Below are 23,372 nucleotides of genomic sequence, written 5' to 3'. Positions count from 1 at the left end.
AGCGCCCCGGGTGGTCGCCTTCGGCGGCGGGCACGGCCTGGCGGCTGCGCTGGCCGCCTGGCGCCGGATCACCCCGGCGCTGACCGCCGTGGTGACGGTGGCCGACGACGGCGGCTCCTCCGGGCGGATCCGGCGGGAGATGCCGGTGCTGCCGCCCGGCGACCTGCGCATGGCGCTGGCCGCGCTCGCGGGTGAGGCCGAGCGCGAGCAGACCCTCGCCACGCTGTTCCAGCACCGTTTCGGTGGCAGCGGTGTCCTGGCCGGCCACCCGGTCGGCAACCTGCTCCTGACCGGGCTGACGGAGATGTTCGGCGGTGACACCGTCCGGGCCCTCGACGAGCTCTGCTCGCTCGTCGGTGCCGCCGGCCGGGTGCTGCCCATGGCCGACGAGCCACTGGACCTGGTCGCCCGGGTGGAGACCGCCGACCCGGACGACCCGGCCCGCGTGCGCACCATCCGCGGGCAGGTGGCGATCGCGGCGACCCCGGGCCGGGTCCGCGAGATCCGGCTCGCCCCGGCCGATCCGGTGGTGCACCCCGCGGTGCTCGAGGCGATCGCCGCGGCGGACGTGGTCTCGCTCGGGCCCGGCTCCTGGTACACCTCGGTGCTGCCGCACCTGCTCGTGCCCCGGCTCCGTGCCGCCCTGGCGGCGACCCGGGCACGGGTGGTGGTGGTGCTGAACCTGGAACCGCAGCCCGGCGAGACGGACGGCTTCTCCCCGGAGGAGCACCTGTCCGTGTTGCAGGTCCATCTGGACGGAGTGGCGTTGCACACCGTGATCGCGGACGTGGAATCGGTGGTTGACCGCCGTGGTCTGCTTGAGGCGGTCCGCGGGTGCGGCGCGGAGCTGCTGCTGGCGCCGGTCGCCGAGCCGGACGGCGCGCCGCGGCACGACCCGGTGCGGCTGTCCGCGGCGCTGGCCTCCGTGGTCGGGCTGCGGTGAACGAATAGCGGTGTGCGAGCGGGTACCAGGTGGACGGTCGACCGGCCGGCACGAGGGGGAGAGGGGACGGCGTAGATGACGCTGACCCGGACTGCGGGGGCGGCAAACCCCGGGGGAACGTGGGGGTGGACGGCGTGGCGATGACCGCGATGGTGAAGGACGAGCTCTCCAGGGTGGAGTGCACGAAGACCTCCGAGCGCAAGGCCGAGGTGACCGCGCTGCTGCGGTTCTCCGGTGGCCTGCACATCGTCGGTGGTCGCGTGGTCATCGAGGCCGAGCTGGACACCGGCTCGGTCGCCCGGCGGCTGCGGCGGGACATCAGCGAGGTCTACGGCTACACCAGCGGGGTGAGCGTGCTCGCCGGCGGCAACATCCGCCGCGGCGTGCGCTACCTGGTCCGCATCGCCAAGCACGGCGAAGGTCTGGCCCGCCAGACCGGCCTGGTCGACCAGCGCGGACGCCCGGTCCGGGGCCTGCCCCCGGCGGTCGTGTCCGGCAGCATCAACGACGCCGAGGCCGCCTGGCGCGGAGCCTTCCTCGCCCACGGTTCCCTGACCGAGCCCGGCCGCTCCTCCTCTCTGGAGGTCACCTGCCCCGGCCCGGAGGCGGCGATGGCCCTCGTCGGAGCCGCTCGCCGCCTGGGCATCGCCGCCAAGGCCCGCGAGGTGCGCGGGGCCGACCGGGTCGTCGTCCGGGACGGCGACGCGATCAGCGCGCTGCTCACCCGCATGGGCGCCCACGACGCGGTGCTCGCCTGGGAGGAGCGGCGGATGCGCCGGGAGGTCCGGGCCACCGCCAACCGCCTGGCCAACTTCGACGACGCCAACCTGCGCCGCTCGGCGCGGGCCGCCGTCGCCGCCAGCGCCCGGGTCGAGCGGGCCCTGCAGATCCTCGGGGAGGACGCTCCGGAGCACCTCCTCGTCGCCGGCCGGCTCCGCCTGGAGTTCGGTCAGGCCTCGCTGGAGGAGCTCGGGCAGCGGGCCGACCCGCCGATGACCAAGGACGCGGTCGCCGGCCGCATCAGGCGTCTGCTGGCCATGGCCGACAAGCGGGCCAAGGATCTCGGCATCCCCGACACGGAGTCGGTCGTCACCGACGACATGCTGACCCAGTAGCGGCCCGGCCCCGCCCGGCACTGCTCGACCGTTTCGTCGACCGGCCCGTCGCCCCCCGGGGTGGCGGGCCGGTCGACGTGCGGGCGCCGGCCCGACGTCCTGACTCACCTCCCGGCGTCTTGGCTCACCTGACGGGGTCCTGGCTCACCTGACGGGGTCCTGGCTCACCGTCGACCCTGAGCCAGGACCCCTGTTGATCAGGTGACCTGATCAACAGGGGGCGGGTGCTCGAACGGGGCGAGTGGGAGCCGCGTCTCGCCGCGACCGATAGGGTCTGCACGGAGCGAGGCCGCGCGGTCCGCGCGGCAGCCAACGTGACGGTTCCCATGGGAGGTCTGCAGTGACGGTCCGGGTAGGCATCAACGGATTCGGCCGGATCGGCCGCAACTTCTGGCGTGCCGCCGCCGCCAGCGGCCAGGACATCGAGATCGTGGCGGTGAACGACCTCACCAGCAACGAGGCGCTCGCCCACCTGCTGAAGTACGACAGCATCCTGGGCGTCCTCAAGGAGGACGTCGCCGCCGACGGCGAGGGCATCAAGATCGGCGGGAAGACCATGAAGGTCCTCTCCGAGCGCGATCCGGCCAACCTGCCGTGGGGCGACCTGGGCGTCGACGTCGTCGTCGAGTCCACCGGTTTCTTCACCAAGGCCGCCGACGCGCGCAAGCACGTCGACGCCGGTGGGGCCAAGAAGGTCATCATCTCCGCGCCGGCCACCGACGACGACATCACCATCGTCATGGGCGTCAACGACAACCTGTACGACGGCTCGCAGACGATCATCAGCAACGCCTCGTGCACCACCAACTGCCTGGCCCCGCTGGCCAAGGTCCTCAACGACGCGTTCGGCATCGAGCGCGGCCTGATGACCACCATCCACGCCTACACCGCCGACCAGAACCTGCAGGACGGCCCGCACAAGGACCTGCGTCGCGCCCGCGCCGCCGCCCTCAACATGGTGCCCACCTCCACCGGTGCGGCGAAGGCGATCGGCCTGGTCCTGCCCGAGCTCAAGGGGAAGCTCGACGGCTACGCCATCCGCGTCCCGGTGCCCACCGGCTCGGCGACCGACCTCACCGTCCAGCTGACGAAGCAGGCCTCGGCCGACGAGATCGACGCCGCCTACCGCGAGGCCGCCGCCGGCCCGCTCGGCAAGTACCTCACCTACACGGACGCGCCGATCGTCTCCTCCGACATCGTCACCGACCCGTCGTCGTGCATCTACGACGCCAAGCTCACCAAGGTCTTCGGGCCGATGGCCAAGGTGCTCGGCTGGTACGACAACGAGTGGGGCTACTCCAACCGCCTCGTCGACCTGACCACCCTGGTGGGCAAGTCCCTCTGATGCGCTCCGTCGACGACCTCATCGCCGAAGGCGTGTCGGGTCGGCGCGTGCTCCTGCGCGCCGACCTGAACGTCCCGCTGGACAAGAAGACCCGCGCGATCACCGACGACGGCCGGATCCGCGCCAGCCTGCCCACGCTCCAGGCGCTGCGGGAGGCCGGGGCGCGGGTGGTCGTGGCCGCCCACCTCGGCCGCCCGAAGGGCGCGCCCGACCCGCAGTTCTCGCTCGGGCCGGTCGCCGCCCGCCTGGGCGAGCTGCTCGGGACGACGGTCCCGCTGGCGTCCGACGTGGCCGGCGAGGACGCGCAGGCCAAGGCCGCCGCCCTCGGCGACGGCGACGTCCTGCTGCTGGAGAACGTCCGCTTCGAGGCCGCCGAGACGGCCAAGGACACCGCCGAGCGGGGCGCGCTCGCCGACCGGCTCGCCACGCTGGCCGACGTCTACGTCGACGACGCCTTCGGCGCGGTGCACCGGGCGCACGCCTCGGTCTTCGACGTCGCCGAGCGGCTCCCGCGCTACGCCGGGCGGCTGGTCGCCCGCGAGCTCGAGGTGCTCACCCGGCTCACCACCGAGCCCGAGCGGCCGTACGTCGTCGTGCTCGGTGGCTCCAAGGTCAGCGACAAGCTCGCGGTGATCGAGGCGCTCCTGCCCAAGGTGGACCGGCTGCTCGTCGGCGGCGGGATGTGCTTCACCTTCCTGGCCGCGCAGGGGCACGGGGTCGGGAAGTCGCTGCTGGAGACCGACCAGGTCGAGACCTGCCGCCGGCTGCTGGCCGAGGCCGGCGACCGGATCGTGCTCCCGGTCGACGTCGTCTGCGCGCCGGAGTTCAGCGCGGACGCCCCGACCACCACCGTGGCGGTCGACGCCATCCCGGACGACCAGATGGGCCTGGACGTCGGCCCGCGCACCGTGGAGCTCTTCGGGACCACCCTGGGCGACGCCCGCACGGTGTTCTGGAACGGGCCGATGGGGGTCTTCGAGCTGGCTCCCTTCCAGGCGGGCACCCGCGGGGTGGCCCAGGCGGTCTCCGCCGTCGCCGGCTTGTCGGTCGTGGGCGGCGGGGACTCGGCGGCCGCTGTCCGGGTGCTGGGCCTCGACGAGGACGCCTACGGGCACATCAGCACCGGCGGTGGTGCGTCGCTGGAGTACCTGGAGGGCCGGGAGCTCCCGGGCCTCGCCGTGCTGGCCGACCGAGCGGGGGAGTGAGATGGCCCGCAACGACCGCCGCACCCAGCCCCGCGAGGGCCGCCGGCCGCTCATCGCCGGCAACTGGAAGATGCACATGACCCACCTGGAGGCCATCGGGCTCGTCCAGAAGGTCGTGTTCTCCCTCAAGGAGAAGGAGCTCGACGCCACCGAGGTCGTCGTCCTCCCGCCCTTCACGGCCCTGCGCAGCGTGCAGACGCTGGTGGCCGGCGACAAGCTGGCGATCGGCTACGGAGCCCAGGACCTCTCCGCCCACGACGCCGGCGCCTACACCGGTGAGGTCAGCGGGGGCATGCTCGCTGCGCTCGCCTGCACGTACGTGACCGTGGGGCACTCCGAGCGGCGGGCGCTGCACGCGGAGGACGACGCCGTGGTGGCCGCCAAGGTGCAGGCGGCGGTGCGCCACGGGCTCGTGCCGATCGTGTGCGTGGGGGAGGGGCTCGACGTCCGCCAGGCCGGCGACCACGTCGCGCACTGCACCCGGCAGCTGGACGCCGCGCTCGAGGGCCTGACCGCCGAGCAGGTGAGCGGGCTCGTGGTCGCCTACGAGCCGGTGTGGGCCATCGGCACCGGCGAGGTGGCCACCCCGGAGGACGCGCAGGAGGTGTGCGGTGCCCTGCGGGCGCGGCTCGCCGAGCGCTTCGGCACCGAGACCGGCGCCGGCGTCCGTATCCTCTACGGCGGGTCGGTGAAGGCCGCCAACACGGCCGGGATCCTGGCCGGGGCGGACATCGACGGCGCACTCGTCGGTGGGGCCAGCCTGGACGCCGACGAGTTCGCGCAGATCTGCCGGATCGCCGGCGGTAGCTGAACCCTGCTGCCCGTCCCCGGCCGCAGACGGAAGGGGACGGGCAGCAGGTGGAGCCTTCGACGCTGGAGCGGGTGACCGACCGGCTCCCGCCGTGGGCCCGGGACTGGTCCCCGCGGCGCCTGCTCGCGGCCGCGGCGGTGATCCTGCTGGTCGCCGTCCTCGCGGTCAGCTGCCTGGGTGGCGCGGGCGGCCGGGCCGACGTGCCGGTGCTCGCCGACGGACCCGACGCCGGCATCGAGGGTGTCCGGTCGCCGTCGGACGAGCGCGGCGGCACGCTCCGGGTGGTCGCCCCGGCCATCGACAGCCTGGACCCGCAGCGCTCCTACCTGCCGGGGGTGTGGAACCTCATGCGGCTGTACGCCCGCACCCTCGTCACGTTCGCCAGCGCGCCGGGGGAGACCGGCGAGCTCGTCCCGGACCTGGCCACCGACCTGGGCACCGTGTCCGAGGACGGGTTGCGCTGGACCTTCACCCTCAAGGAAGGCGTCCGCTTCGAGAACGGCCGGCCCATCACCAGCGCCGACGTGAAGTACGGCATCCAGCGTTCGTTCGCCTCCGACGTGATCGTCGGGGGCCCCACCTACCTCGTGGGCCTGCTGGACGACCCCGCCAACCCCTACCCGGGGCCGTACTCCACCGACGAGGACGACCCCGACCTGACCTCGATCGAGACGCCCGACGACCGCACGATCGTCTTCCAGCTGCGCGCCCCGCAACCTGACCTGCCGTACGTGCTGGCGCTGCCGTCGGCCAGCCCGGTACCGGCGGAGGCCGACACCCGCGGTGCGTACGGCGACGACCCGGTGTCCTCCGGGCCGTACGCCATCTCCTCGGTCGACCCGCAGACGGGCATCCTGCTGGAGCGGAACCCGGAGTGGGACCCGGCCACCGACCAGGTGCGGACGGCGCTGCCCGACAGCGTGGTGGTGCGCACGGACCTCTCGGGGCTGGCGCGGGACCAGGCGCTGCTCGCCGGCTCCGCCGACATCGACATCTCGGGCACCGGGGTGATGCCTGCGACGACGGCCCGCCTCGCCGGGGACGACGGCGAGCAGCTGCTGGACCGGGTCGACGACGTCACCACCGGCGCCGTGCGTCTGCTCGCGCTGCCCACCGACGTCGCGCCGATGGACGACGCCGCCTGCCGGGCCGCCGTCGCCGCGGCCATCGACCGGCGTGCCGTCCAGTCCGCACTCGGCGGTGCCGTCGACGCGGTGCGCAGCAACCAGCTGTGGCCACGGGCGCTGCCGGACGGGCCGGGAGGGGGCGACGACGGCCCGGACCTGGATGCCGCCCGGGCCGCCCTGGCCGAGTGCGGGCAGCCCGACGGGTTCGCCACCGTCCTCGCCGTGCCCGACGTGCGCAGCAGCGTCGACGTCGCCGAGGAGATCGCCGGCCAGCTGGGCGAGATCGGGATCGACGTCGAGGTCCGCCCGCTGGACCCGGCGACCTTCTACGCGACCGACGTCGGCAACCCGGACAACGTGGCCCGCAGCGGGTACGGGCTCGTGCTGGCCACCCGGACCGCGGACTTCCCGACGGCCGGGTCCTTCCTCGTCCCCCTCGTCGACGGGCGCAGCATCGCCCGGGTGGGCAATCCCAATCACGCCCGGCTGGACGACCCGGAGGTCAACGCCCTGGTCGACCGGGCGAAGGCGGGGGAGGTGACGTGGGCGGAGGTGGCCGAGGCGGCGCTGGCTCGAGCCGCCTACGTCCCGCTGGTCGAGACGCGCATCCAGCTCCTGGCGGGGCAGCGGCTGCGCAACGGCCTGGTCATGCGGCCGTACGACGGCTACGACGTCGCCACTGCAGGCGTCCGATGACAGCCGCGGGTCGGCGCCGGCAGGGCTGACCGGACCACCCGGCCCCGTCGGCTACGCTCGAACCGAGAACTGGCGTCCGTCGCCGGTCGCCGATACTTCCGGAGAGGTCAATGGAGCTGTTCCTCAACGTGCTGCTGGTCCTCAGCAGCCTGCTGCTGGTGGTGCTGATCCTGCTGCACCGCGGCAAGGGGGGCGGGCTCTCCTCGATGTTCGGGGGCTCGGTGTCCTCCTCGCTGTCCGGGTCGTCGGTGGTGGAGAAGAACCTCAACCGGCTGACCGTGCTCACCGCCCTCATCTGGACCGTCTGCATCGTGGCACTGGGCATCCTGATCAAGGTCAACCCCTGACCGCACGCCCCGTGCGCTGAATCACAACCGGCACGCAATCGTGACCGGGAAGCGCCCCGTCAAGCCCTAGACTTCCCCCGCGGTGGTCGGCGTCGCCGCAACCCGGACCGACGATCAGGGGGCACACGTGGCTGGTGGGAATGCGATCCGGGGCACCCGGGTCGGGGCGGGTCCGGTCGGCGAGGTGGAACGCGGCGAGTCCGCGCCCCGGCGCCGGATCCCCTTCTGGTGCGCCAACGGGCACGAGACCCGCGTGGTGCTCGCGAGCGAGGCCGAGGTACCCGAGCTGTGGGACTGCCCGCGCTGCGGGCTGCCGGCCGGGCAGGACCGCACCGCCCCGCCGCCGGCGCCCCGGATCGAGCCCTACAAGACGCACCTGGCGTACGTGCGGGAACGGCGCAGCGACGCCGACGGCGACGCCCTGCTCGAGGAGGCGTTGCACCGGCTCCGCGTGCGTCGCGGGGGCTGACTCAGCCGGCGGGCCGGGGCAGGCGTGAGGCGGCATCGGCGTCGAGCAGCCAGCGCGTCGCCCGGGTGCCGTGGACCCCTGCCGCGGGGAGGTCGACCGGGTCGGCGCCCTTCAGCGCCGCCGCCACGGCCTCGGCCTTGCCCTCGCCCGCGACGAGCAGCCAGACCTCCTCGGCGCTGTTGATCGCCGGAAAGCCGAGGCTGACGCGCGTGGGCGGCGGCTTGGGGCAGTCGTGCACGGCGAGCACCGGCCGGGCGTCCCGGGCCGCGGGGGAGTCCGGGAAGATCGACGCCGTGTGACCTTCGGGCCCCATGCCGAGCAGCAGCACGTCGAAGCGCGGCAGGTCCCGGCCCTCCCCGGCGTGGCCCCGCAGCTCCGTCAGGTAGGCCGCGGCGGCCTCCTCGGGCGATCCACACCCGGAGTCGGACGCCGGCATCGCGTGCACCCGTTCCGCGGGGACGGGGACGCGGTCCAGCAGCGCCGCGCGGGCCTGCTTCTCGTTGCGCTCGTCGTCGTCGGCGGGGACGAAGCGCTCGTCGCCCCACCACACGTCGACGGCGGTCCAGTCCACGACCTCCCGCACCGGCTCCGCCGCGAGTCCGGCGACCCGTTCCAGCACGGCGATGCCGATGCCGCCGCCGGTCAGCACGACCGACGCCGTGCCGTGCACGGCCTGGGCGGCGGCGAGCCGGGCGACGAGCGCCTCGGCGACCGCGCGGGCCAGCCGGTCGGCGTCCGGCTCGATCACGACGGCGGGCACGGGCCGGTCGCCGTCCGCCAGCTCGGCGGACACCCGGTCCCCAGGGGACAGGCTCATCCGGTTCCTCCTTCCGTGGCGCCTTCCCGGACGGGGGACCCGTCCGGGGCAGCGGGGTCGAACCACACGTGCTTCCGGACCGGTGCACGGTCCGACAGCCCCGTGAGGCCGGTCGCCGCCTCCAGCGCATCGCTGTAGGGCTCGTCGGGATCCAGCCGGTGCAGCTCCTCGCTGAGCAGGTCTCCGAGCGGCCGATCGGGGAGGGCCACGCTCGAGTCGGGCCGGTAGGGCTGGGTGATCACCGCGCCGCCGCGGTGGTCGGCGCGGATCCGCACCTCCTCGTCCTGGTCGAGCTGCAGGGTGATGGCCTCGACGCCGCTCGGTCCGGTGCGGCGCTCGGCGGTGGTGACGTCGATCGGGCAGCCGCCACGGGAGGAGAGCCACCCCGCCAGCAACCGGGTGGTGGCGTTGTGCGGGTCGCCCTCGATCGTGCCGCCCTGCAGGTGCACCGCCCCGCCGCGCCGGCCGGACACGGAGTCCAGCGTCGAGGCGAGCGCCGCGCGCCAGGCGGTGCTCCGGGTCCACGCCAGGTCGGAGTCACCGGGGGCGTAGTCCTCCGCCCGGACCCGGAGGGCCGCCAAGGGGTCCTCGGCGAGCGAGGTGTCGGTGATCCGGCGGTCGGCGAAGACCCCGAGGGCGTCGGTGGCGATCCGCTCCGGCGGTGCTTCGTGCCACCAGGTGACCACCGGGGCGTCGGCCGCCAGCAGCGGGAGCACGACCGACTCGGCGTGCAGTGCGAGCCGCCCGTACATGCGCATCACCACCGCCTCGCCAGGGCCCAGGCGGCCGCCGATGAGGACCTCGGCGTCCAGTCGCGGGCCGGGGGCGTCGATCTGCCGGCGCACCACGATGAGCAGCCGGCAGGGGTGCAGCTCGGCGGCGTGCGTCGCCGCCTCCTCCGCCTCGGTCACCCGGCTCTCGTCGGCGACGACGACCAGCGTCAGCGCGACGCCGGACAGGACCGCACCGCCGGTGCGCCGCTGGGCGGCCAGTTCCTTCACCACCGCGGATCCGGTGGTGTCCCAGAGGGTCGTCACGGGGTCTCCTCCGCTCGCGTCGGGTGCGGGCTGTCGGTGCGCGGGCCGTTCACGGTCGCCGCCAGCGGCGGCCCTCGGCCGCGAGCATCTCGTCGGCGGCCCGCGGGCCCCACTCGCCCGCCCGGTAGGGATAGGGGTCGCTGCCCTGCCAGAACTCCTGCAACGGGTCGATGACCGCCCAGGACGCCTCCACCTCCGCGTTGCGGGGGAAGAGGGTGGCGTCGCCGAGCAGGACGTCGAGGAGCAGCCGCTCGTAGGCCTCGGGGCTGCTCTCGGTGAACTGCTCGCCGTACAGGAAGTCCATGGACACGTCCCGGACCTCCATCACGCTCCCGGGGACCTTAGAGCCGAACTTGAGGGTGACCCCTTCGTCGGGCTGCACCCGCACGACCAGCTGGTTGTTGCCCAGCTCCTCGGTGTCGGTCTCGGCGAACGGCAGGTGCGGTGCCCGCTTGAACACCAACGCGATCTCGGTGACCCGGCGCGGGAGCCGCTTGCCGGTGCGCAGGTAGAACGGCACCCCGGCCCAGCGCCGGGTCTCCACGCCCAGCCGCACCGCCGCGTAGGTCTCGGTGGTCGATCCGGGGTCGACGCCGTCCTCCTGCCGGTAGGCCCGGGCGCGCTGGCCGGCCAGCCACCCCTGCTGGTACTGCCCGCGGACCGCGAACGTGCGCAGGTCCTCGGGCAGCGAGATCGCCCGCAGCACCTTGAGCTTCTCGGTGCGGATCTCCTCGGCGGAGAACTCGACCGGCTCCTCCATCGCGGTCAGCGCCAGCAGCTGCAGCAGGTGGTTCTGCAGCACGTCCCGCGCCGCACCGGTCTTCTCGTAGAACCCGGCCCGTCCGCCGATCCCCACGTCCTCCGCCATGGTGATCTGCACCGAGTCGACGTGGTGGCCGTTCCACACGGGCTCGAAGAGGCTGTTGGCGAACCGCAGCGCCATCAGGTTCTGGACGGTCTCCTTGCCCAGGTAGTGGTCGATGCGGAAGACGTCGTCCGCCGTGAAGACCGAGTCCACCAGCGCGTTGAGCTCCCGGCTGGACCCCAGGTCGGTCCCGAACGGCTTCTCGACCACGACCCGGCGCCAGCGCTCGGACGTGCTCTCGGCCATGCCGGTGCGCTGCATCTGCTTCAGCACGATGGGAAACATCGCGGGCGGGATCGACAGGTAGAACGCCGCGTTGCCACCGATGCCGTGGCTGCCCTCCAGCTCGTCAAGGTGCTCGGCCAGCTCGTCGAAGGCGTTGTCGTCGTCGAAGCTGCCCTGGACGAAGCGGACCGTGCCGGCCAGGCGCTCCCAGACCTCCTCGCGCCAGGGCGTGCGGGCGTTGCGCCGGGCCGCTTCCCGGGCCAGCTCGGCGAACTCGGTGTCGCCCCAGTCGCGGCGGGCGAAGCCGAGCAGGGCGAAGTTCGTGGGCAGCAGGCCGCGGTTGGCCAGGTCGTAGACGGCGGGGAGCAGCTTCTTGCGCGCGAGGTCGCCGGTGATGCCGAAGACGACCAGGGCGCAGGGTTCGGGCACGCGGGGCAGCCGGCGGTCCCGCGGGTCGCGCAGCGGGTTGGGGATCATCGTCCGTCCTCGTGGTCGGGGGGACCCGTCGTCCGGCGTGTCGGACCGGGCGGCGGAGTGGGTCGGGCGCGGATCGAGGGGCGGCTCGCTGGTCGGTGCCCCAGATCAGCAGCCCAGCGCGGTGAGCAGCTGGTCGATGCCGGCCTCGCGGTCGGTGAGGTGCAGGTGGAGCAGCGGGCAGCCACGATCGGCGAGCGCCTTGCGGTCGCCGGCTGCCTGCGCCGCCTGCAGCATGCCGAAGGTGTACGGGCGGTCCGGCACCGGGAGGTCCTCGCCGAGTGCCCCGGTGAGCTGCAGGAAGACGCCGACCGGAGGACCGCCCTTGTGGTACTGGCCGGTCGAGTGCAGGAAGCGGGGGCCCCACCCGAAGGTCACCACCTGCTCGGTCCGGCTCGCCAGCGACCTGCGCACCTCGGCGGCGCGCGCGTCCCGGTGCCGGTCGAGGTACGCCATGACGGCGAGGTACCCGCGGGGCTGGACGGCGGCCAGCAGCGCGTCGAGGGTCAGCGAGAGACCGTCGAGCGAGGAGAGGTCGACCCCGTCGAGGACCGAGGCGGTCCCGCGGATCTCCACCGCGCCGATCGTCGCCGCCGGCTGCTCGTCGGGCAGCCCGGCGGCGAGGAGCACGGAGGTGTTCTCCTTGCTCTCGGTCACGTTCGGCTGGTCGAAGGGGTTGATCCCCAGCACCCGGCCGGCGACCGCGGTCGCGTACTCCCAGCCGAGGAATTGCGCGCCGAGCGGCCCGGTGACGCCGAGCGCCGGCCCCGGGCCGGGGGCGTCGGCTCCCACCAGGCCCAGCAGGACGTCGGGGGCCGAGCTGGCGGACGCCTCCGGCCGCTCGAGGACGACGGGGAGGATCCCGCGGCCCTCCTTGCCCGTCGACTCGGCGATGAGCTGCTCGGCCCAGTCGCCGAAGCCCTCGATCGGGGGGACGCCGGCGTCGGCGAGGGCCAGCTTGTCGCGCCCGGCGCCGAACGCCGCGGCCAGCACGATCCCCAGTTCCATGGCCGGGTTGCGCGGGGCGGCGAGCTGCTGGGCCAGCTGCGCCGCGTCGTCGATCAGCGCGGCGACGTCGGCACCGGCGAGGGCGGCGGGCACCAGTCCGAAGGCGGAGAGCGCGCTGTACCGGCCACCGACGGTGGGGTCGGCGAGGAATACCGCGCGGGCCCCCATGGCGGCGGCCGCCTCCGCCAGGGGGGACCCGGGATCGGTGACGACGACAAACCGCGCGCCGATCTGGCTCTCGTCCAGGCCGGCACGGGCGAACGCGGCTGCGAACGCCCGCCGCTGGCTGTCGGTCTCCAGCGTTCCGCCGGACTTGGAGCTGACCACCACGACGGTGCGCTCCAGTTCGGTCATGGCGGCGGCCACCTGACCGGGATCGGTGGAGTCCAGGACGACCAGCGGCACGCCCGCCGTCCGGCAGATCACCTCCGGGGCCAGCGACGAGCCACCCATGCCGCAGAGCACGATGCGGTCCAGCCCCTCGGCGACCAGCTGGGTGCGCAGCTCGGCCAGCGCGGTGAGCAGCGACCGGGAGGTGGCCGGCAGGTCGATCCAGCCGAGCCGGACCGCGGCCTCGCTCTCCGCGTCGGGGCCCCACAGCGTCGGGTCCTTGCGGACCAGCCGGGCGGCGACGTCGTCCTCGTCCAGTTGCCGGCGGAGAGCGCCGGGGATCTCCAACCCCGTGCAGCTGACCGCCAGGGTCACTTCTTGTCCTCGAGCTCGCTTCGTACCGAGTCGGTGAGCTCGTCCCAGGAGTCGACGAACTTCTGCACGCCCTCGTCCTCGAGCACGCGGAAGACGTCGTCGAGGTCCACGCCGGCGTCGCGCACCGCCTGCATGACCCCCGCCGCGTCGTCGTAGGCCTTCTGCACGGGCGTCCCGGGGGCGCCGTGGTCCGCGTAGGCCATCATCGTCTTCTCCGGCATGGTGTTGACCGTGCCCGGCGCGATGAGCTCGCTGATGTACATCGTGTCGGAGTAGTCGGGGTTCTTGACTCCGGTCGAGGCCCACAGCGGCCGCTGCCGAGCCGCGCCCTGCGCCTCGAGGGCCCGCCAGCGGTCGGAGGAGAACACCTCCTCGTAGGCCTGGTAGGCCAGCTGCGCGTTGGCGATGCCGGCCTTGCCCTTGAGCGAGGCGTCGGCGCCGGCCGCGTCGAGGCGCTTGTCGATCTCGCTGTCCACCCGGGACACGAAGAACGACGCCACCGACGCGATGCCCTCGAGCGATCCGCCCTCGGCCACCCGCTTCTCCAGGCCCGCGAGGTAGGCGTCCATCACGGCGCGGTAGCGCTCCAGGCTGAAGATGAGCGTGACGTTGACGCTGATGCCGTTGGCGATCGTCTCGGTGATCGCGGGCAGGCCGGCCTCGGTCGCCGGGATCTTGATGTAGAGGTTGGGCCGGTCGACCAGCCACCACAGGTGGGCGGCCTCGGCGGCGGTGGCGTCGGTGTCGTGCGCCAGGCCGGGGGCCACCTCGAGGGAGACCCGGCCGTCGCCCGGCTGCCGGTCGGCGATCGGGCGGAGCAGGTCGCAGGCGTCCCGGACGTCGGCGGCGGTGATCGTCCGCAGCGCCTCCTCGACGCTGACCTCGCGGACGGCGAGCGCGTGCAGCTGGTCGTCGTAGGAGTCCGACCCGCTGATCGCCGCCGCGAAGATGGTCGGGTTCGTGGTGACGCCCACGACGCTGTGCTCGTCGACCAGCGACTGCAGGTTGCCGCTGCGGATGCGGTCACGCGAGAGGTCGTCGAGCCAGACGGCGACCCCCGCGGACGACAGCTCGGCCAGGTTCTGGTTCTGTGCCATGTCAGGTGCCTTTCAGGAAGGGACTGGAGCGGCCTCGCTGCAGGGACCCGCCGCGAGCCTGTGGGTGGTGGGGGGCAGCGAGGTCCTTTCTCAGCGGTCGCCGGTGGCCTGGGGGAGCCCGCCCGTGGCGGCGACCGGACCGGCCGGGACGGTGGCGCCGGAGCGGGCGGCCTCGAGGCTCTCGCGGGCGGCGGCGACCACGGCCTCGTCGGTCAGGCCGAACTGCTCGTACAGGACGGTGTACGCGGCGCTGGCGCCGTAGTGGGTGAGCCCGACGATCCGGCCGGCGTCGCCGACGAACTCGCGCCAGCCCATCGGCACGCCCGCCTCGACGCTCACCCGGGCGCGGACCGTCGGGGGGAGCACCTCGTCCTTGTAGGCCTGGTCCTGGTCGGCGAACCACTCGACGCACGGCACGGAGACGACCCGGGTCGGGACGCCGTCGGCCTCCAGGCGGTCGCGGGCGGCCATGGCGATCTGCACCTCGGACCCGGTGCCGAGCAGGATCACGTCGGGGCTGCCGGTCGAGGCCTCGGCCAGCACGTAGGCGCCGCGGGCGACGCCGTCGGCCGAGCCGAACCGCTCGCGGTCGAACACCGGCAGGTTCTGCCGGGACAGCAGCAGCCCGGCCGGCCGGTCGTTGTTCTCCAGGATCGTCCGCCAGGCGGCGGTGACCTCGTTGGCGTCCGCGGGGCGGACGACGTCGAGGCCGGGGATGGCGCGCAGCGCGGCGAAGTGCTCGATCGGCTGGTGGGTGGGGCCGTCCTCGCCGAGGCCGATCGAGTCGTGGGTCCAGACGTAGGTGACCGGCAGTTGCATGAGCGCGGCCAGCCGGACCGCGCCGCGCATGTAGTCGGAGAAGGTGAGGAACGTGCCGCCGTACACGCGGGTGCCGCCGTGCAGGGCGATGCCGTTCATGATCGCGCCCATGGCGTGCTCGCGGACGCCGAAGTGGATCGTGCGGCCGAAGGGACCGCCGGACCACATCTTGGTCTGCCGGTCGGCGGGCAGGAACGACGGCTCGCCCTCCACCGCGGTGTTGTTGCTCTCGGCGAGGTCGGCGGAGCCGCCCCAGAGCTCGGGCAGCCGTGGGTAGAGCGCGGCCAGCACCTTCCCCGACGCCTTGCGGGTGGCCACGCCCTTCTCGTCGGCGGGGAAGGCGGGCAGGTCCTCGGCCCAGCCCTCGGGCAGCCGGCGCTCGCGCATCCGGGCCAGCAGGGCGGCGCCCTCGGGGTTGGCCTTCTCCCACGCGGTGAACCGCTCGTCCCACTCGGCGCGGGCCGCGCGGCCCTTCTCCACGACGGACCGGGCGTGGGCGAGGACGTCGTCGTCGACCTGGAAGGTCCGCTCGGGGTCGAAGCCGAGGATCTCCTTGGTCGCGCGCACCTCGTCGTCGCCGAGCGCCGAGCCGTGCGAGGCGCCGGTGTTCTGCTTGGTGGGGGCCGGCCAGGCGATGACCGTCCGCAGCACGATGAGGGAGGGGCGACCGGTCTCGGCCTTGGCCGCGGCGAAGGCCGCGTCGACGGCGGCGAGGTCCTCACCGTCGTCGACGTGCTGCACGTGCCAGCCGTAGGCCTCGTAGCGCTTGCCGACGTCCTCGGTGAAGGCGACGGTCGTGTCGTCCTCGATGGAGATCTTGTTGTCGTCGTAGACGAGGGTCAGGTTGCCCAGCCGCTGCGTGCCGGCCAGCGACGACGCCTCGCCGCTGACGCCCTCCTCCATGTCGCCGTCGGAGGCGAAGCACCAGATGGAGTGGTCGAAGAGGCTCTCGCCCTCGGGGGCGTCCGGGTCGAGCATCCCGCGCTCCCGGCGGGCGGCCATCGCCATGCCGACCGCGTTGCCGACACCCTGGCCCAGCGGGCCGGTCGTGGTCTCGACGCCCGGGGTGTGGTTGACCTCGGGGTGGCCCGGGGTCTTCGAGCCCCAGGTGCGCAGCGCCTTGAGGTCGTCGACCTCCAGGCCGTAGCCGGAGAGGAACAGCTGCACGTACAGCGTCAGGCTGGAGTGCCCCATGGAGAGGACGAACCGGTCGCGGGCGACCCAGTTCGGGTCGGTGGGGTCGTGCCGCAGCCACTTGTGGAAGAGCAGGTAGGCCGTCGGGGCCATGCTCATGGCGGTGCCCGGGTGGCCGTTACCGACCTTCTGGACGGCGTCGATCGCCAGCACGCGCGCGGTGTCGATGGCGCGGCGGTCGAGATCCCCGAAGTCCTGGGGGAGGGTCGGCTGCGGCTGCGACGGGCTGCCGGTGGGCGCGTCGGTCGCGGCCTCGGCGGGGGCTTCCGGTCCGGTGCTGCGCGTGTCCATCTGGTCGGTTCTCCCTCGAGGTAGGCCTGACGTCGTGCCCGGGCGAGCGGCCGGCCGCCGGTGGGTCGCCCAGGGGCGTCCCCCCGGGCCGGTGGGTCAGGGGGCGTGACGACGTCGTCGCGTCGCCCCTACCCGCTGCACCGGCGGCAGCAACGTGATCAACCCTAGTCATCCGAGGTCGTGCCGCGCGGCGGCCCGTGAACCGGCCGGGGCTACAGTGGGGGAGTTACGCCTCCAGGTTCGAAGGGATCCCGTGGTGCCCTGCTGCCCGCGCGCGACCGCGCACGAGGGCACCCGGTGACGGCGCTGTCCGAGCGCCCTCCCGCCTCCGCTGCCCGCCGCTCCACCCGCCTGCGCGCCCGGCTGGGCGCGTACGTGGGGTTGACCAAGCCCCGCATCATCGAGCTGCTGCTGATCACGACGCTGCCGGCGATGATCCTGGCGGCGGGTGGGTGGCCGTCGTGGGGCCTGCTGGCCGCGACGATGGTCGGCGGCACGCTCGCCGCCGGTGCGGCCAACGTCTTCAACTGCTGGTACGACCGCGACATCGACCGGCTGATGCGCCGGACCGAGCGCCGGGCCCTGGTGACCGGCGAGGTGAGCCCGCGCAACGCCTTCGTCTTCGGCGTCGTCCTGTCGGTGCTGGCGATCGTCCTGCTGGCCCTCACCACCACCCCGCTGGCCGCGGCCCTCGCCGCGGGGGCGATCTTCTACTACGCGGTCATCTACACCGCGGTGCTCAAGCGGCGCACGCGGCACAGCACGCTGTTCGGCGGGGTGCCCGGGGCCGCGCCGGTGCTCATCGGCTGGGCCGCCGTCACCGGTTCCCTGGACTGGCCGGCCTGGATCTTCTTCGGCGTCGTCTTCTGCTGGCAGCTGCCGCACTTCTGGGCGCTGGCCATGCGGTTCCGCGAGGACTACGCGCGGGCCGACGTCCCGATGCTCCCCGTCGTCGCCTCGGAGCTCTCCGTCGGCCGGCAGACCGTCGTCTGGACCTGGCTGACCGTGGCGGTCTCGCTGCTGCTCGCCCCGCTCGGTGCCGAGTACGGCATCGGCTGGATCTACACGCTGACCGCCGCCGCCCTCGGCGCCTGGTTCGTGGTCGAGGCGCACCGGCTGCTCTCCCGCATCCAGCGAGGGGTGGAGACCCGACCGATGCAGCTGTTCCACATCTCGATCTCCTACATGGCGCTGCTGTCGGTCGCGATCATCGTCGACGTCTTCGTCTGAGGAAGGACCCCGTCCTCCTCACCCCTCGCAGGCTCGGGACGAGCCTCCGGACGGGGCCCCTGGAGGGCGGCGCAGCCGGCTGCCGCCGAGCACTACCGTGCGGATCGTGCGCCGGGACCTCGCGAACGTGCGGATGGGCCAGTTCGTGGGGGCGGACGGCCGCACGTACTCGGCCCGTGGCGGCCGCATCGAGACGGTCGAGATCGAGGGCCTGATCCAGGCGGGGTGGCCCGTGGTCACCTACCTCGCGGGCGGCAGGCTCGTGTGGCACGACGAGGAGGACGCGTGGCCGGCGTGGGCCGATGCGCGGAGCGCCGCCGAGACCGTCACCGGACGCCGCTGGGAGTCCGCCGACGGCTCGCTCGCCGTGCTTCTGGTGTGGCACGACTGACCGCGGCGGTGTGCGCGGACGAGCAGCCTCGGGCGCGAGAACTGCTCATCGGCGCACTCAGCCGGTTCAGCGGGTGGCGACCGCCGGCTCGAGGGGGGCCGTCAGCGGGGCCTCCGAGGCCGGGCCGCGCACGGACCACACCAGCCGGGCCGTGTAGGCGGTGATCAGCACCGCGCCCAGCATGTGCAGCAGCACCAGCACGATCGGCAGGTCGGTGAAGTACTGGACGTAGCCGATCACGCCCTGCGCGAGCTGGACCACCAGCAGGTCACGGGCGGCGCGCCGGACCCGGCCGGGGGAGTCGGTCGTGTGCAGCGCGACGAGCAACGCGACGGTGAGCCCGATGAGCAGGAAGACGGCGTCGGCGTGCAGGTGGCTGACCAGCTCTGCGTCGAGCCCGGTGCGACCGGCCTCGGCGTCGCCGCTGTGCGGACCGCTGCCGGTGACCACCGTGCCCATGACCAGGACCAGCGCGGTGGCCGCGGCGACGGCGCCGACGAGCAGCCGGAACGGGCGCCCGACCAGCGGCTGCCCGACCCCCGGCTCGCGGGACCGCAGCCAGAGCACCGTGGTGAGCGCGACCAGCCCCATGGAGACGAGGAAGTGCCCGGCGACCGTCCACGGGTTCAGCCCGGTCAGCACGGTGATGCCGCCGACGACGCCCTGCGCCGGGATGCCCAGGAACGCGGCCACGGCCAGGGCGCGCAGGTCGCGGCGGGCCGACCGGAACACCACGACGACGAGGGCCACGGCCAGCACCGACAGGACGAAGGTGAGCAGGCGGTTGCCGAACTCGACCACCCCGTGGATGCCCATCTCGGGCGTGGTGACGAAGCTGTCGTCGGTGCAGCGCGGCCAGGTCGGGCAGCCGAGCCCCGATCCGGTGAGGCGGACGACGCCGCCCGTGAGGACGATCCCGCCGTTGGCCACGACGTTCGCGAAGGCGACCCGCGAGATGGTCGTGGGCGAGAAGGAGGCGGGCAGGACCGGCACGCCCCGATGCTAGTTGAAGGACCCCGCTGCCCCCCGCGCCTCGCGAGCTCGCCGCGGCGCCCTGCAGCGCGGCCACCGCCCCCGCCGCTCGCCCGCCCCGAGTCGCGCCTCTGCGGGCGGGCCGGGGGGGCGTGAGGCTGCTCACGAACCGTCCCGGAGGGGCCGCTTCTTAGGTGGACCTTGCTTGCAGGCCTCCTGAAATAGGACACACTCGTGTTGTGGAATCCATCGCGGCGCACCCCCGACCGTCGGCGACCGCCGACGACGGGCGCACCCGTGACCGCGTGAGCGGGCTGCTGCTCGAGCACGGGCCGCAGACGGCGACCGAGCTCGCCGGCCGGCTCGGCGTCTCACCGGCGGCCGTGCGCCGGCACCTCGACGCCCTGGTCGCCACCGGCCGGATCGAGGAGCGCCAGGTGCGCGACGCCCACCGCGGCCGGGGGCGGCCGGCCCGCCGCTTCCACCTCACCGACGCCGGCCGCTCGGCCTTCCCGCACGCCTACGACGACCTGGCGCTGACCGCGCTGCGGTACGTGGCGGATGTGGGTGGTCCCGACGCCGTCCGTGCGGTCGCCGAGCAGCAGCTCGCCGGGCTGGAGGCACGCGCCTGGAGCGCGGTCGAGCAGGCGGTCAGCGCCCGCCCCGGTGAGCCGGTGGACCGGGCCCAGGCGCTCGCCGCCGCCCTGACGGCCGAGGGCTACGCTGCCACCGCCTCGGCGCTGTCCGGAGGTGGGCAGCTCTGCCAGCACCACTGCCCGGTGGCGCACGTCGCGGCGGAGTTCCCGCAGCTCTGCGAGGCCGAGACGGCGGTGATCGGCCGGCTGGTCGGCACGCACGTCCAGCGGCTGGCCACGATCGCCCACGGCGACGGGGTCTGCACCACCCACATCCCCGGGCCGATACGGCCGGGGTCCCAGCGTCCGGGGAACAGAACGGCCCCCGAACGCCCTGTACCAGGTGAGCGTGCAGCCGCGCGTCGCGCGCGCACCGCACCGTCCACCAGCTTCACCCCCACGAACGACCGGGAGAGGACGCCCGCATGACCAGCACCCAGCAGCCGGCGACGGCCACGCAGCTGACGCAGGACGAGCAGATCGAGCAGCTCGGCCGCTACGAGTACGGCTGGGCCGACGCCGACGTCGCCGGTGCGTCCGCGCGCCGGGGCATCGACGAGGACGTCGTCCGCGACATCTCCGCCCGCAAGAGCGAGCCCGAGTGGATGCTCGAGCGCCGCCTCAAGGCCCTCAAGCTCTTCGGCCGCAAGCCGATGCCGGACTGGGGGTCGGACCTCTCCGGGATCGACTTCCAGAACATCAAGTACTTCGTGCGCTCCACCGAGGCCCAGGCGGCCTCGTGGGAGGACCTGCCCGACGACATCAAGAACACCTACGACAAGCTCGGCATCCCCGAGGCGGAGAAGCAGCGCCTCGTGTCCGGCGTCGCCGCGCAGTACGAGTCCGAGGTCGTCTACCACCAGATCCAGAAGGAGCTGGAGGACCAGGGCGTGCTCTTCCTGGACACCGACTCGGCGCTCAAGGAGCACCCGGAGATCTTCCAGGAGTACTTCGGCTCGGTGATCCCCTCCGGCGACAACAAGTTCGCCGCGCTGAACACCGCGGTCTGGTCCGGCGGCTCGTTCATCTACGTGCCGAAGGGCGTGCACGTCGAGATCCCGCTGCAGGCCTACTTCCGGATCAACACCGAGAACATGGGCCAGTTCGAGCGGACGCTGATCATCGTCGACGAGGGCGCCTACGTGCACTACGTCGAGGGCTGCACCGCACCGATCTACAAGTCGGACTCGCTGCACTCCGCGGTGGTCGAGATCATCGTCAAGAAGAACGCGCGCTGCCGGTACACGACCATCCAGAACTGGTCGAACAACGTCTACAACCTGGTCACCAAGCGGGCCGTGGCCCACGAGGGCGCGACCATGGAATGGGTCGACGGCAACCTCGGCTCCAAGGTGACCATGAAGTACCCGGCCGTCTGGATGACCGGCGAGCACGCCAAGGGCGAGGTGCTCTCGATCGCCTTCGCCGGCGAGGGCCAGCACCAGGACGCGGGCGCCAAGATGGTGCACGCCGCGCCGCACACCTCCTCGACCATCGTGTCGAAGTCGGTGGCCCGTGGCGGTGGCCGCACCTCCTACCGCGGCCTGGTCCAGGTCGACGAGGGCGCCTACGGCTCCAAGTCGACGGTCAAGTGCGACGCACTGCTGGTCGACACGATCAGCCGGTCGGACACCTACCCCTACGTCGATGTCCGCGAGGACGACGTCTCCATGGGGCACGAGGCGACCGTCTCCCGGGTCAGCGAGGACCAGCTCTTCTACCTGATGAGCCGCGGCCTCTCCGAGGACGAGGCCATGGCGATGGTGGTGCGCGGCTTCGTCGAGCCGATCGCCCGCGAACTGCCCATGGAGTACGCCCTCGAGCTCAACCGGCTCATCGAACTGCAGATGGAAGGTGCTGTCGGCTGATGACCGACTCCAACACCGGCACGACCGACCTCACCACCCAGCCGAGCACCCTCGCCTCGGAGCTGTTCGCTCCGGGCGTGGGGGCCCAGGCCGGGCCGCCCACCACCCCGGCCGCCGACACCGGCAGCGCGGGGGAGGCGGGCCCGGGCGCGCACTCGCACGGTGGGCCCGCCCCGACCGGCTCACCGGCCGAGCGGTTCACCTCCACCGACCCGGACGCCTTCGGCGTGCCCACGGGCCGCGAGGAGACCTGGCGCTTCACCCCCATGAAGCGGATCCGCCCGCTGCTGGACGGCGCCCCGTCCGACGCGCACCTGACCTGGACCACCGACCTGCCCGAGGGCGTGGAGCTGACCAGCGTCGAGGCCGACGACCCGCTGCTCAAGGGCCTGCCCGAGCCGGTGGACCGGCTCGCCGCGCTCGCCCGGCAGCGCAGTGGCGGCGCCGCCGTCGTGCGGGTGGCCAAGGAGGCGCAGCTGGACCGGCCGGTCACGCTGGGGCTCGCCGGCACCGGCTCCGAGGACGTCGTGTGGGGTCACCTCGTGATCGAGGTGGGCGCCTTCGCCACGGCGACGATCGTGCTCGACCACAGCGGCCTCGCGAAGTACGCGGGCGGCGTCTCCGTCCTCGTCGGTGACAGCGCGCAGGTGCGGCTCGTCTCCGTGCAGGACTGGGCGCCCGGCGCGGTGCACGGCGCCCAGTACGACGCCGTCGTCGGTCGCGACGCCACCTTCACGCAGGTCGTGGTCACCCTGGGCGGTGACCTCGTCCGCCTGGTCAGCAACGTGCAGTACGCCGGCCCCGGCGGTAGCGCGGAGCTGTTCGGCGTCTACTTCTCCGACGAGACCCAGCACCAGGAGCACCGCCTCTGGGTCGATCACGCCGTCCCGAACTGCACCAGCAACGTGCTCTACAAGGGCGCACTGCAGGGCGAGGGCGCCCGTACGGTCTGGATCGGCGACGTCCGCATCCGCCCCGCGGCCACCGGCACGGAGACCTACGAGCTCAACCGGAACCTCGTGCTCACCGACGGCGCCCGCGCCGACTCGGTGCCGAACCTGGAGATCGAGACCGGCGAGATCGTCGGCGCCGGCCATGCCAGCGCCACCGGCCGCTTCGACGACGAGCAGCTGTTCTACCTGTGCTCGCGCGGCATCGAGGCCGAGACGGCCCGCCGCCTGGTCGTGCGCGGCTTCTTCGCCGACGTCGTCCAGCGCATCGGCGTCGACGCCCTGCAGGACCGGCTGATGGCGTCGATCGACGAGCGCCTCGGCGCCCTGCCCGGCCTCGACGAGCAGCCGGTCGAGGTGGCCTGACCATGGCGTTCGAACGGGTCTGCGCGCTGGCCGACGTCCCCGAGAACGGCTCCCTGCGGGTCGAGCTCGCGGACGTCGACGTCGCCGTCGTCCGGTTCGAGGGGCAGCTCTACGCCCTGGAGGACCGGTGCTCGCACGCCGACGTCCCCCTGACCGACGGGGACGTCGAGACCTTCGACGGCGCCCCCACCATCGAGTGCTTCCTGCACGGGTCGTGCTTCGACCTGCGCACCGGTGAACCCACCAACCTGCCGGCCACCGAGCCGGTCGACGTCTACCCCGTCCGCGTGGAGGGGGAGGACGTGCTCGTCGACACCGAAGCCGACGGCCGCCTCCCGCTCGCGGCCGGTGAATGAAGGAGCGAGAAGAG

At 73.4% G+C, this 23,372-nt stretch carries 21 protein-coding genes; 14 read left to right on the top strand and 7 right to left on the bottom strand.

The features are described from left to right. Window positions 1–10: 10 nt before the first annotated feature. The 8 genes from ACI79Q_RS05525 to ACI79Q_RS05490 all read left to right on the top strand — a co-directional run bounded on the left by ACI79Q_RS05525 (window position 11) and on the right by ACI79Q_RS05490 (window position 8,058). Entirely contained in the window at window positions 11–943 is a 933-nt protein-coding gene (locus tag ACI79Q_RS05525) for a gluconeogenesis factor YvcK family protein (RefSeq protein WP_456590324.1), read from the top strand. Between the two features lie 140 nt (window positions 944–1,083). Beyond that, on the top strand, window positions 1,084–2,058 hold the full coding sequence (gene whiA, locus ACI79Q_RS05520) for a DNA-binding protein WhiA (protein WP_456590378.1): 975 nt from the start codon (window positions 1,084–1,086) through the stop codon (window positions 2,056–2,058). A 340-nt stretch (window positions 2,059–2,398) separates the two neighbouring features. Beyond that, window positions 2,399–3,403: a type I glyceraldehyde-3-phosphate dehydrogenase gene (gene gap / locus ACI79Q_RS05515; RefSeq protein ID WP_456590325.1), complete on the top strand. Its 1,005-nt coding sequence runs from the start codon at window positions 2,399–2,401 to the stop codon at window positions 3,401–3,403. Beyond that, entirely contained in the window at window positions 3,403–4,608 is a 1,206-nt protein-coding gene (locus ACI79Q_RS05510) for a phosphoglycerate kinase (RefSeq protein ID WP_456612868.1), read from the top strand. The genes gap and ACI79Q_RS05510 overlap by 1 nt, the downstream gene beginning before the upstream one ends. 1 nt (window position 4,609) lies before the next feature. Continuing rightward, a complete protein-coding gene (tpiA, locus tag ACI79Q_RS05505; RefSeq protein WP_456590327.1) occupies window positions 4,610–5,419 on the top strand; it encodes a triose-phosphate isomerase in 810 nt (269 codons plus the stop codon). Between the two features lie 71 nt (window positions 5,420–5,490). Further along, on the top strand, window positions 5,491–7,242 hold the full coding sequence (locus tag ACI79Q_RS05500) for an ABC transporter substrate-binding protein (RefSeq protein ID WP_456614340.1): 1,752 nt from the start codon (window positions 5,491–5,493) through the stop codon (window positions 7,240–7,242). A 110-nt stretch (window positions 7,243–7,352) separates the two neighbouring features. After that, window positions 7,353–7,589 carry a preprotein translocase subunit SecG gene (gene secG, locus ACI79Q_RS05495; protein ID WP_456590329.1) on the top strand — a complete coding sequence of 79 codons (237 nt, stop codon included), beginning with the start codon at window positions 7,353–7,355 and terminating at the stop codon, window positions 7,587–7,589. A 127-nt stretch (window positions 7,590–7,716) separates the two neighbouring features. Next, window positions 7,717–8,058 (top strand): RNA polymerase-binding protein RbpA, encoded by a 342-nt coding sequence (locus ACI79Q_RS05490; protein ID WP_456590330.1) that lies wholly within the window; start codon window positions 7,717–7,719, stop codon window positions 8,056–8,058. A gap of 1 nt (window position 8,059) precedes the next feature. On the opposite strand, the gene pgl is transcribed toward ACI79Q_RS05490, so the two are convergent. The 6 genes from pgl to tkt all read right to left on the bottom strand — a co-directional run bounded on the left by pgl (window position 8,060) and on the right by tkt (window position 16,590). Next, window positions 8,060–8,875 (bottom strand): 6-phosphogluconolactonase, encoded by an 816-nt coding sequence (gene pgl, locus ACI79Q_RS05485; protein ID WP_456614339.1) that lies wholly within the window; start codon window positions 8,873–8,875, stop codon window positions 8,060–8,062. Continuing rightward, window positions 8,872–9,912: a glucose-6-phosphate dehydrogenase assembly protein OpcA gene (locus tag ACI79Q_RS05480; RefSeq protein WP_456590332.1), complete on the bottom strand. Its 1,041-nt coding sequence runs from the start codon at window positions 9,910–9,912 to the stop codon at window positions 8,872–8,874. The genes pgl and ACI79Q_RS05480 overlap by 4 nt, the downstream gene beginning before the upstream one ends. Before the next feature lie 49 nt (window positions 9,913–9,961). Continuing rightward, window positions 9,962–11,479 (bottom strand): glucose-6-phosphate dehydrogenase, encoded by a 1,518-nt coding sequence (gene zwf / locus ACI79Q_RS05475; protein WP_456598835.1) that lies wholly within the window; start codon window positions 11,477–11,479, stop codon window positions 9,962–9,964. Between the two features lie 105 nt (window positions 11,480–11,584). Further along, window positions 11,585–13,189, bottom strand: coding sequence for a glucose-6-phosphate isomerase (locus tag ACI79Q_RS05470; protein WP_456590334.1), 1,605 nt, complete (start codon window positions 13,187–13,189; stop codon window positions 11,585–11,587). Next, window positions 13,186–14,286 (bottom strand): transaldolase, encoded by a 1,101-nt coding sequence (tal, locus tag ACI79Q_RS05465; protein WP_456590335.1) that lies wholly within the window; start codon window positions 14,284–14,286, stop codon window positions 13,186–13,188. The genes ACI79Q_RS05470 and tal overlap by 4 nt, the downstream gene beginning before the upstream one ends. Window positions 14,287–14,376: 90 nt before the next feature. After that, on the bottom strand, window positions 14,377–16,590 hold the full coding sequence (tkt, locus tag ACI79Q_RS05460; protein WP_456614338.1) for a transketolase: 2,214 nt from the start codon (window positions 16,588–16,590) through the stop codon (window positions 14,377–14,379). Between the two features lie 297 nt (window positions 16,591–16,887). Here tkt and ACI79Q_RS05455 point away from each other — a divergent pair, with 297 nt between their 5' ends. Together ACI79Q_RS05455 and ACI79Q_RS05450 are read left to right on the top strand one after the other, a co-directional pair. Then, window positions 16,888–17,820: a heme o synthase gene (locus tag ACI79Q_RS05455; protein WP_456590337.1), complete on the top strand. Its 933-nt coding sequence runs from the start codon at window positions 16,888–16,890 to the stop codon at window positions 17,818–17,820. A 106-nt stretch (window positions 17,821–17,926) separates the two neighbouring features. Then, on the top strand, window positions 17,927–18,211 hold the full coding sequence (locus tag ACI79Q_RS05450) for a hypothetical protein (RefSeq protein WP_456614337.1): 285 nt from the start codon (window positions 17,927–17,929) through the stop codon (window positions 18,209–18,211). Window positions 18,212–18,277: 66 nt separating this feature from the next. Here the strand turns inward: ACI79Q_RS05450 and ACI79Q_RS05445 are convergent, their stop codons facing one another. Beyond that, window positions 18,278–19,204 (bottom strand): COX15/CtaA family protein, encoded by a 927-nt coding sequence (locus ACI79Q_RS05445; protein ID WP_456590339.1) that lies wholly within the window; start codon window positions 19,202–19,204, stop codon window positions 18,278–18,280. 218 nt (window positions 19,205–19,422) lie between these two features. Here ACI79Q_RS05445 and ACI79Q_RS05440 point away from each other — a divergent pair, with 218 nt between their 5' ends. The 4 genes from ACI79Q_RS05440 to ACI79Q_RS05425 are packed head-to-tail and all read left to right on the top strand — an operon-like array spanning window position 19,423 to window position 23,358. Beyond that, the gene (locus ACI79Q_RS05440; protein ID WP_456590340.1) at window positions 19,423–20,247 is read left to right on the top strand and encodes a helix-turn-helix transcriptional regulator; all 825 of its coding nucleotides are present in this window, start codon (window positions 19,423–19,425) and stop codon (window positions 20,245–20,247) included. Further along, window positions 20,244–21,686, top strand: coding sequence for a Fe-S cluster assembly protein SufB (sufB, locus tag ACI79Q_RS05435; RefSeq protein ID WP_456590341.1), 1,443 nt, complete (start codon window positions 20,244–20,246; stop codon window positions 21,684–21,686). Before ACI79Q_RS05440 ends, sufB begins: the two co-directional genes overlap by 4 nt. Beyond that, the gene (gene sufD, locus ACI79Q_RS05430; RefSeq protein ID WP_456598832.1) at window positions 21,686–23,002 is read left to right on the top strand and encodes a Fe-S cluster assembly protein SufD; all 1,317 of its coding nucleotides are present in this window, start codon (window positions 21,686–21,688) and stop codon (window positions 23,000–23,002) included. Before sufB ends, sufD begins: the two co-directional genes overlap by 1 nt. A 2-nt stretch (window positions 23,003–23,004) precedes the next feature. Next, a complete protein-coding gene (locus ACI79Q_RS05425) occupies window positions 23,005–23,358 on the top strand; it encodes a Rieske (2Fe-2S) protein (RefSeq protein WP_456590343.1) in 354 nt (117 codons plus the stop codon). The last annotated feature ends 14 nt before the right edge of the window (window positions 23,359–23,372 follow it).

The sequence above is a fragment of the Blastococcus sp. SYSU DS0828 genome, from assembly GCF_054050975.1.
The sequence above is the reverse complement of the archived record's forward strand: the minus strand, read 5'-3'. Positions and strand labels throughout refer to the sequence as shown.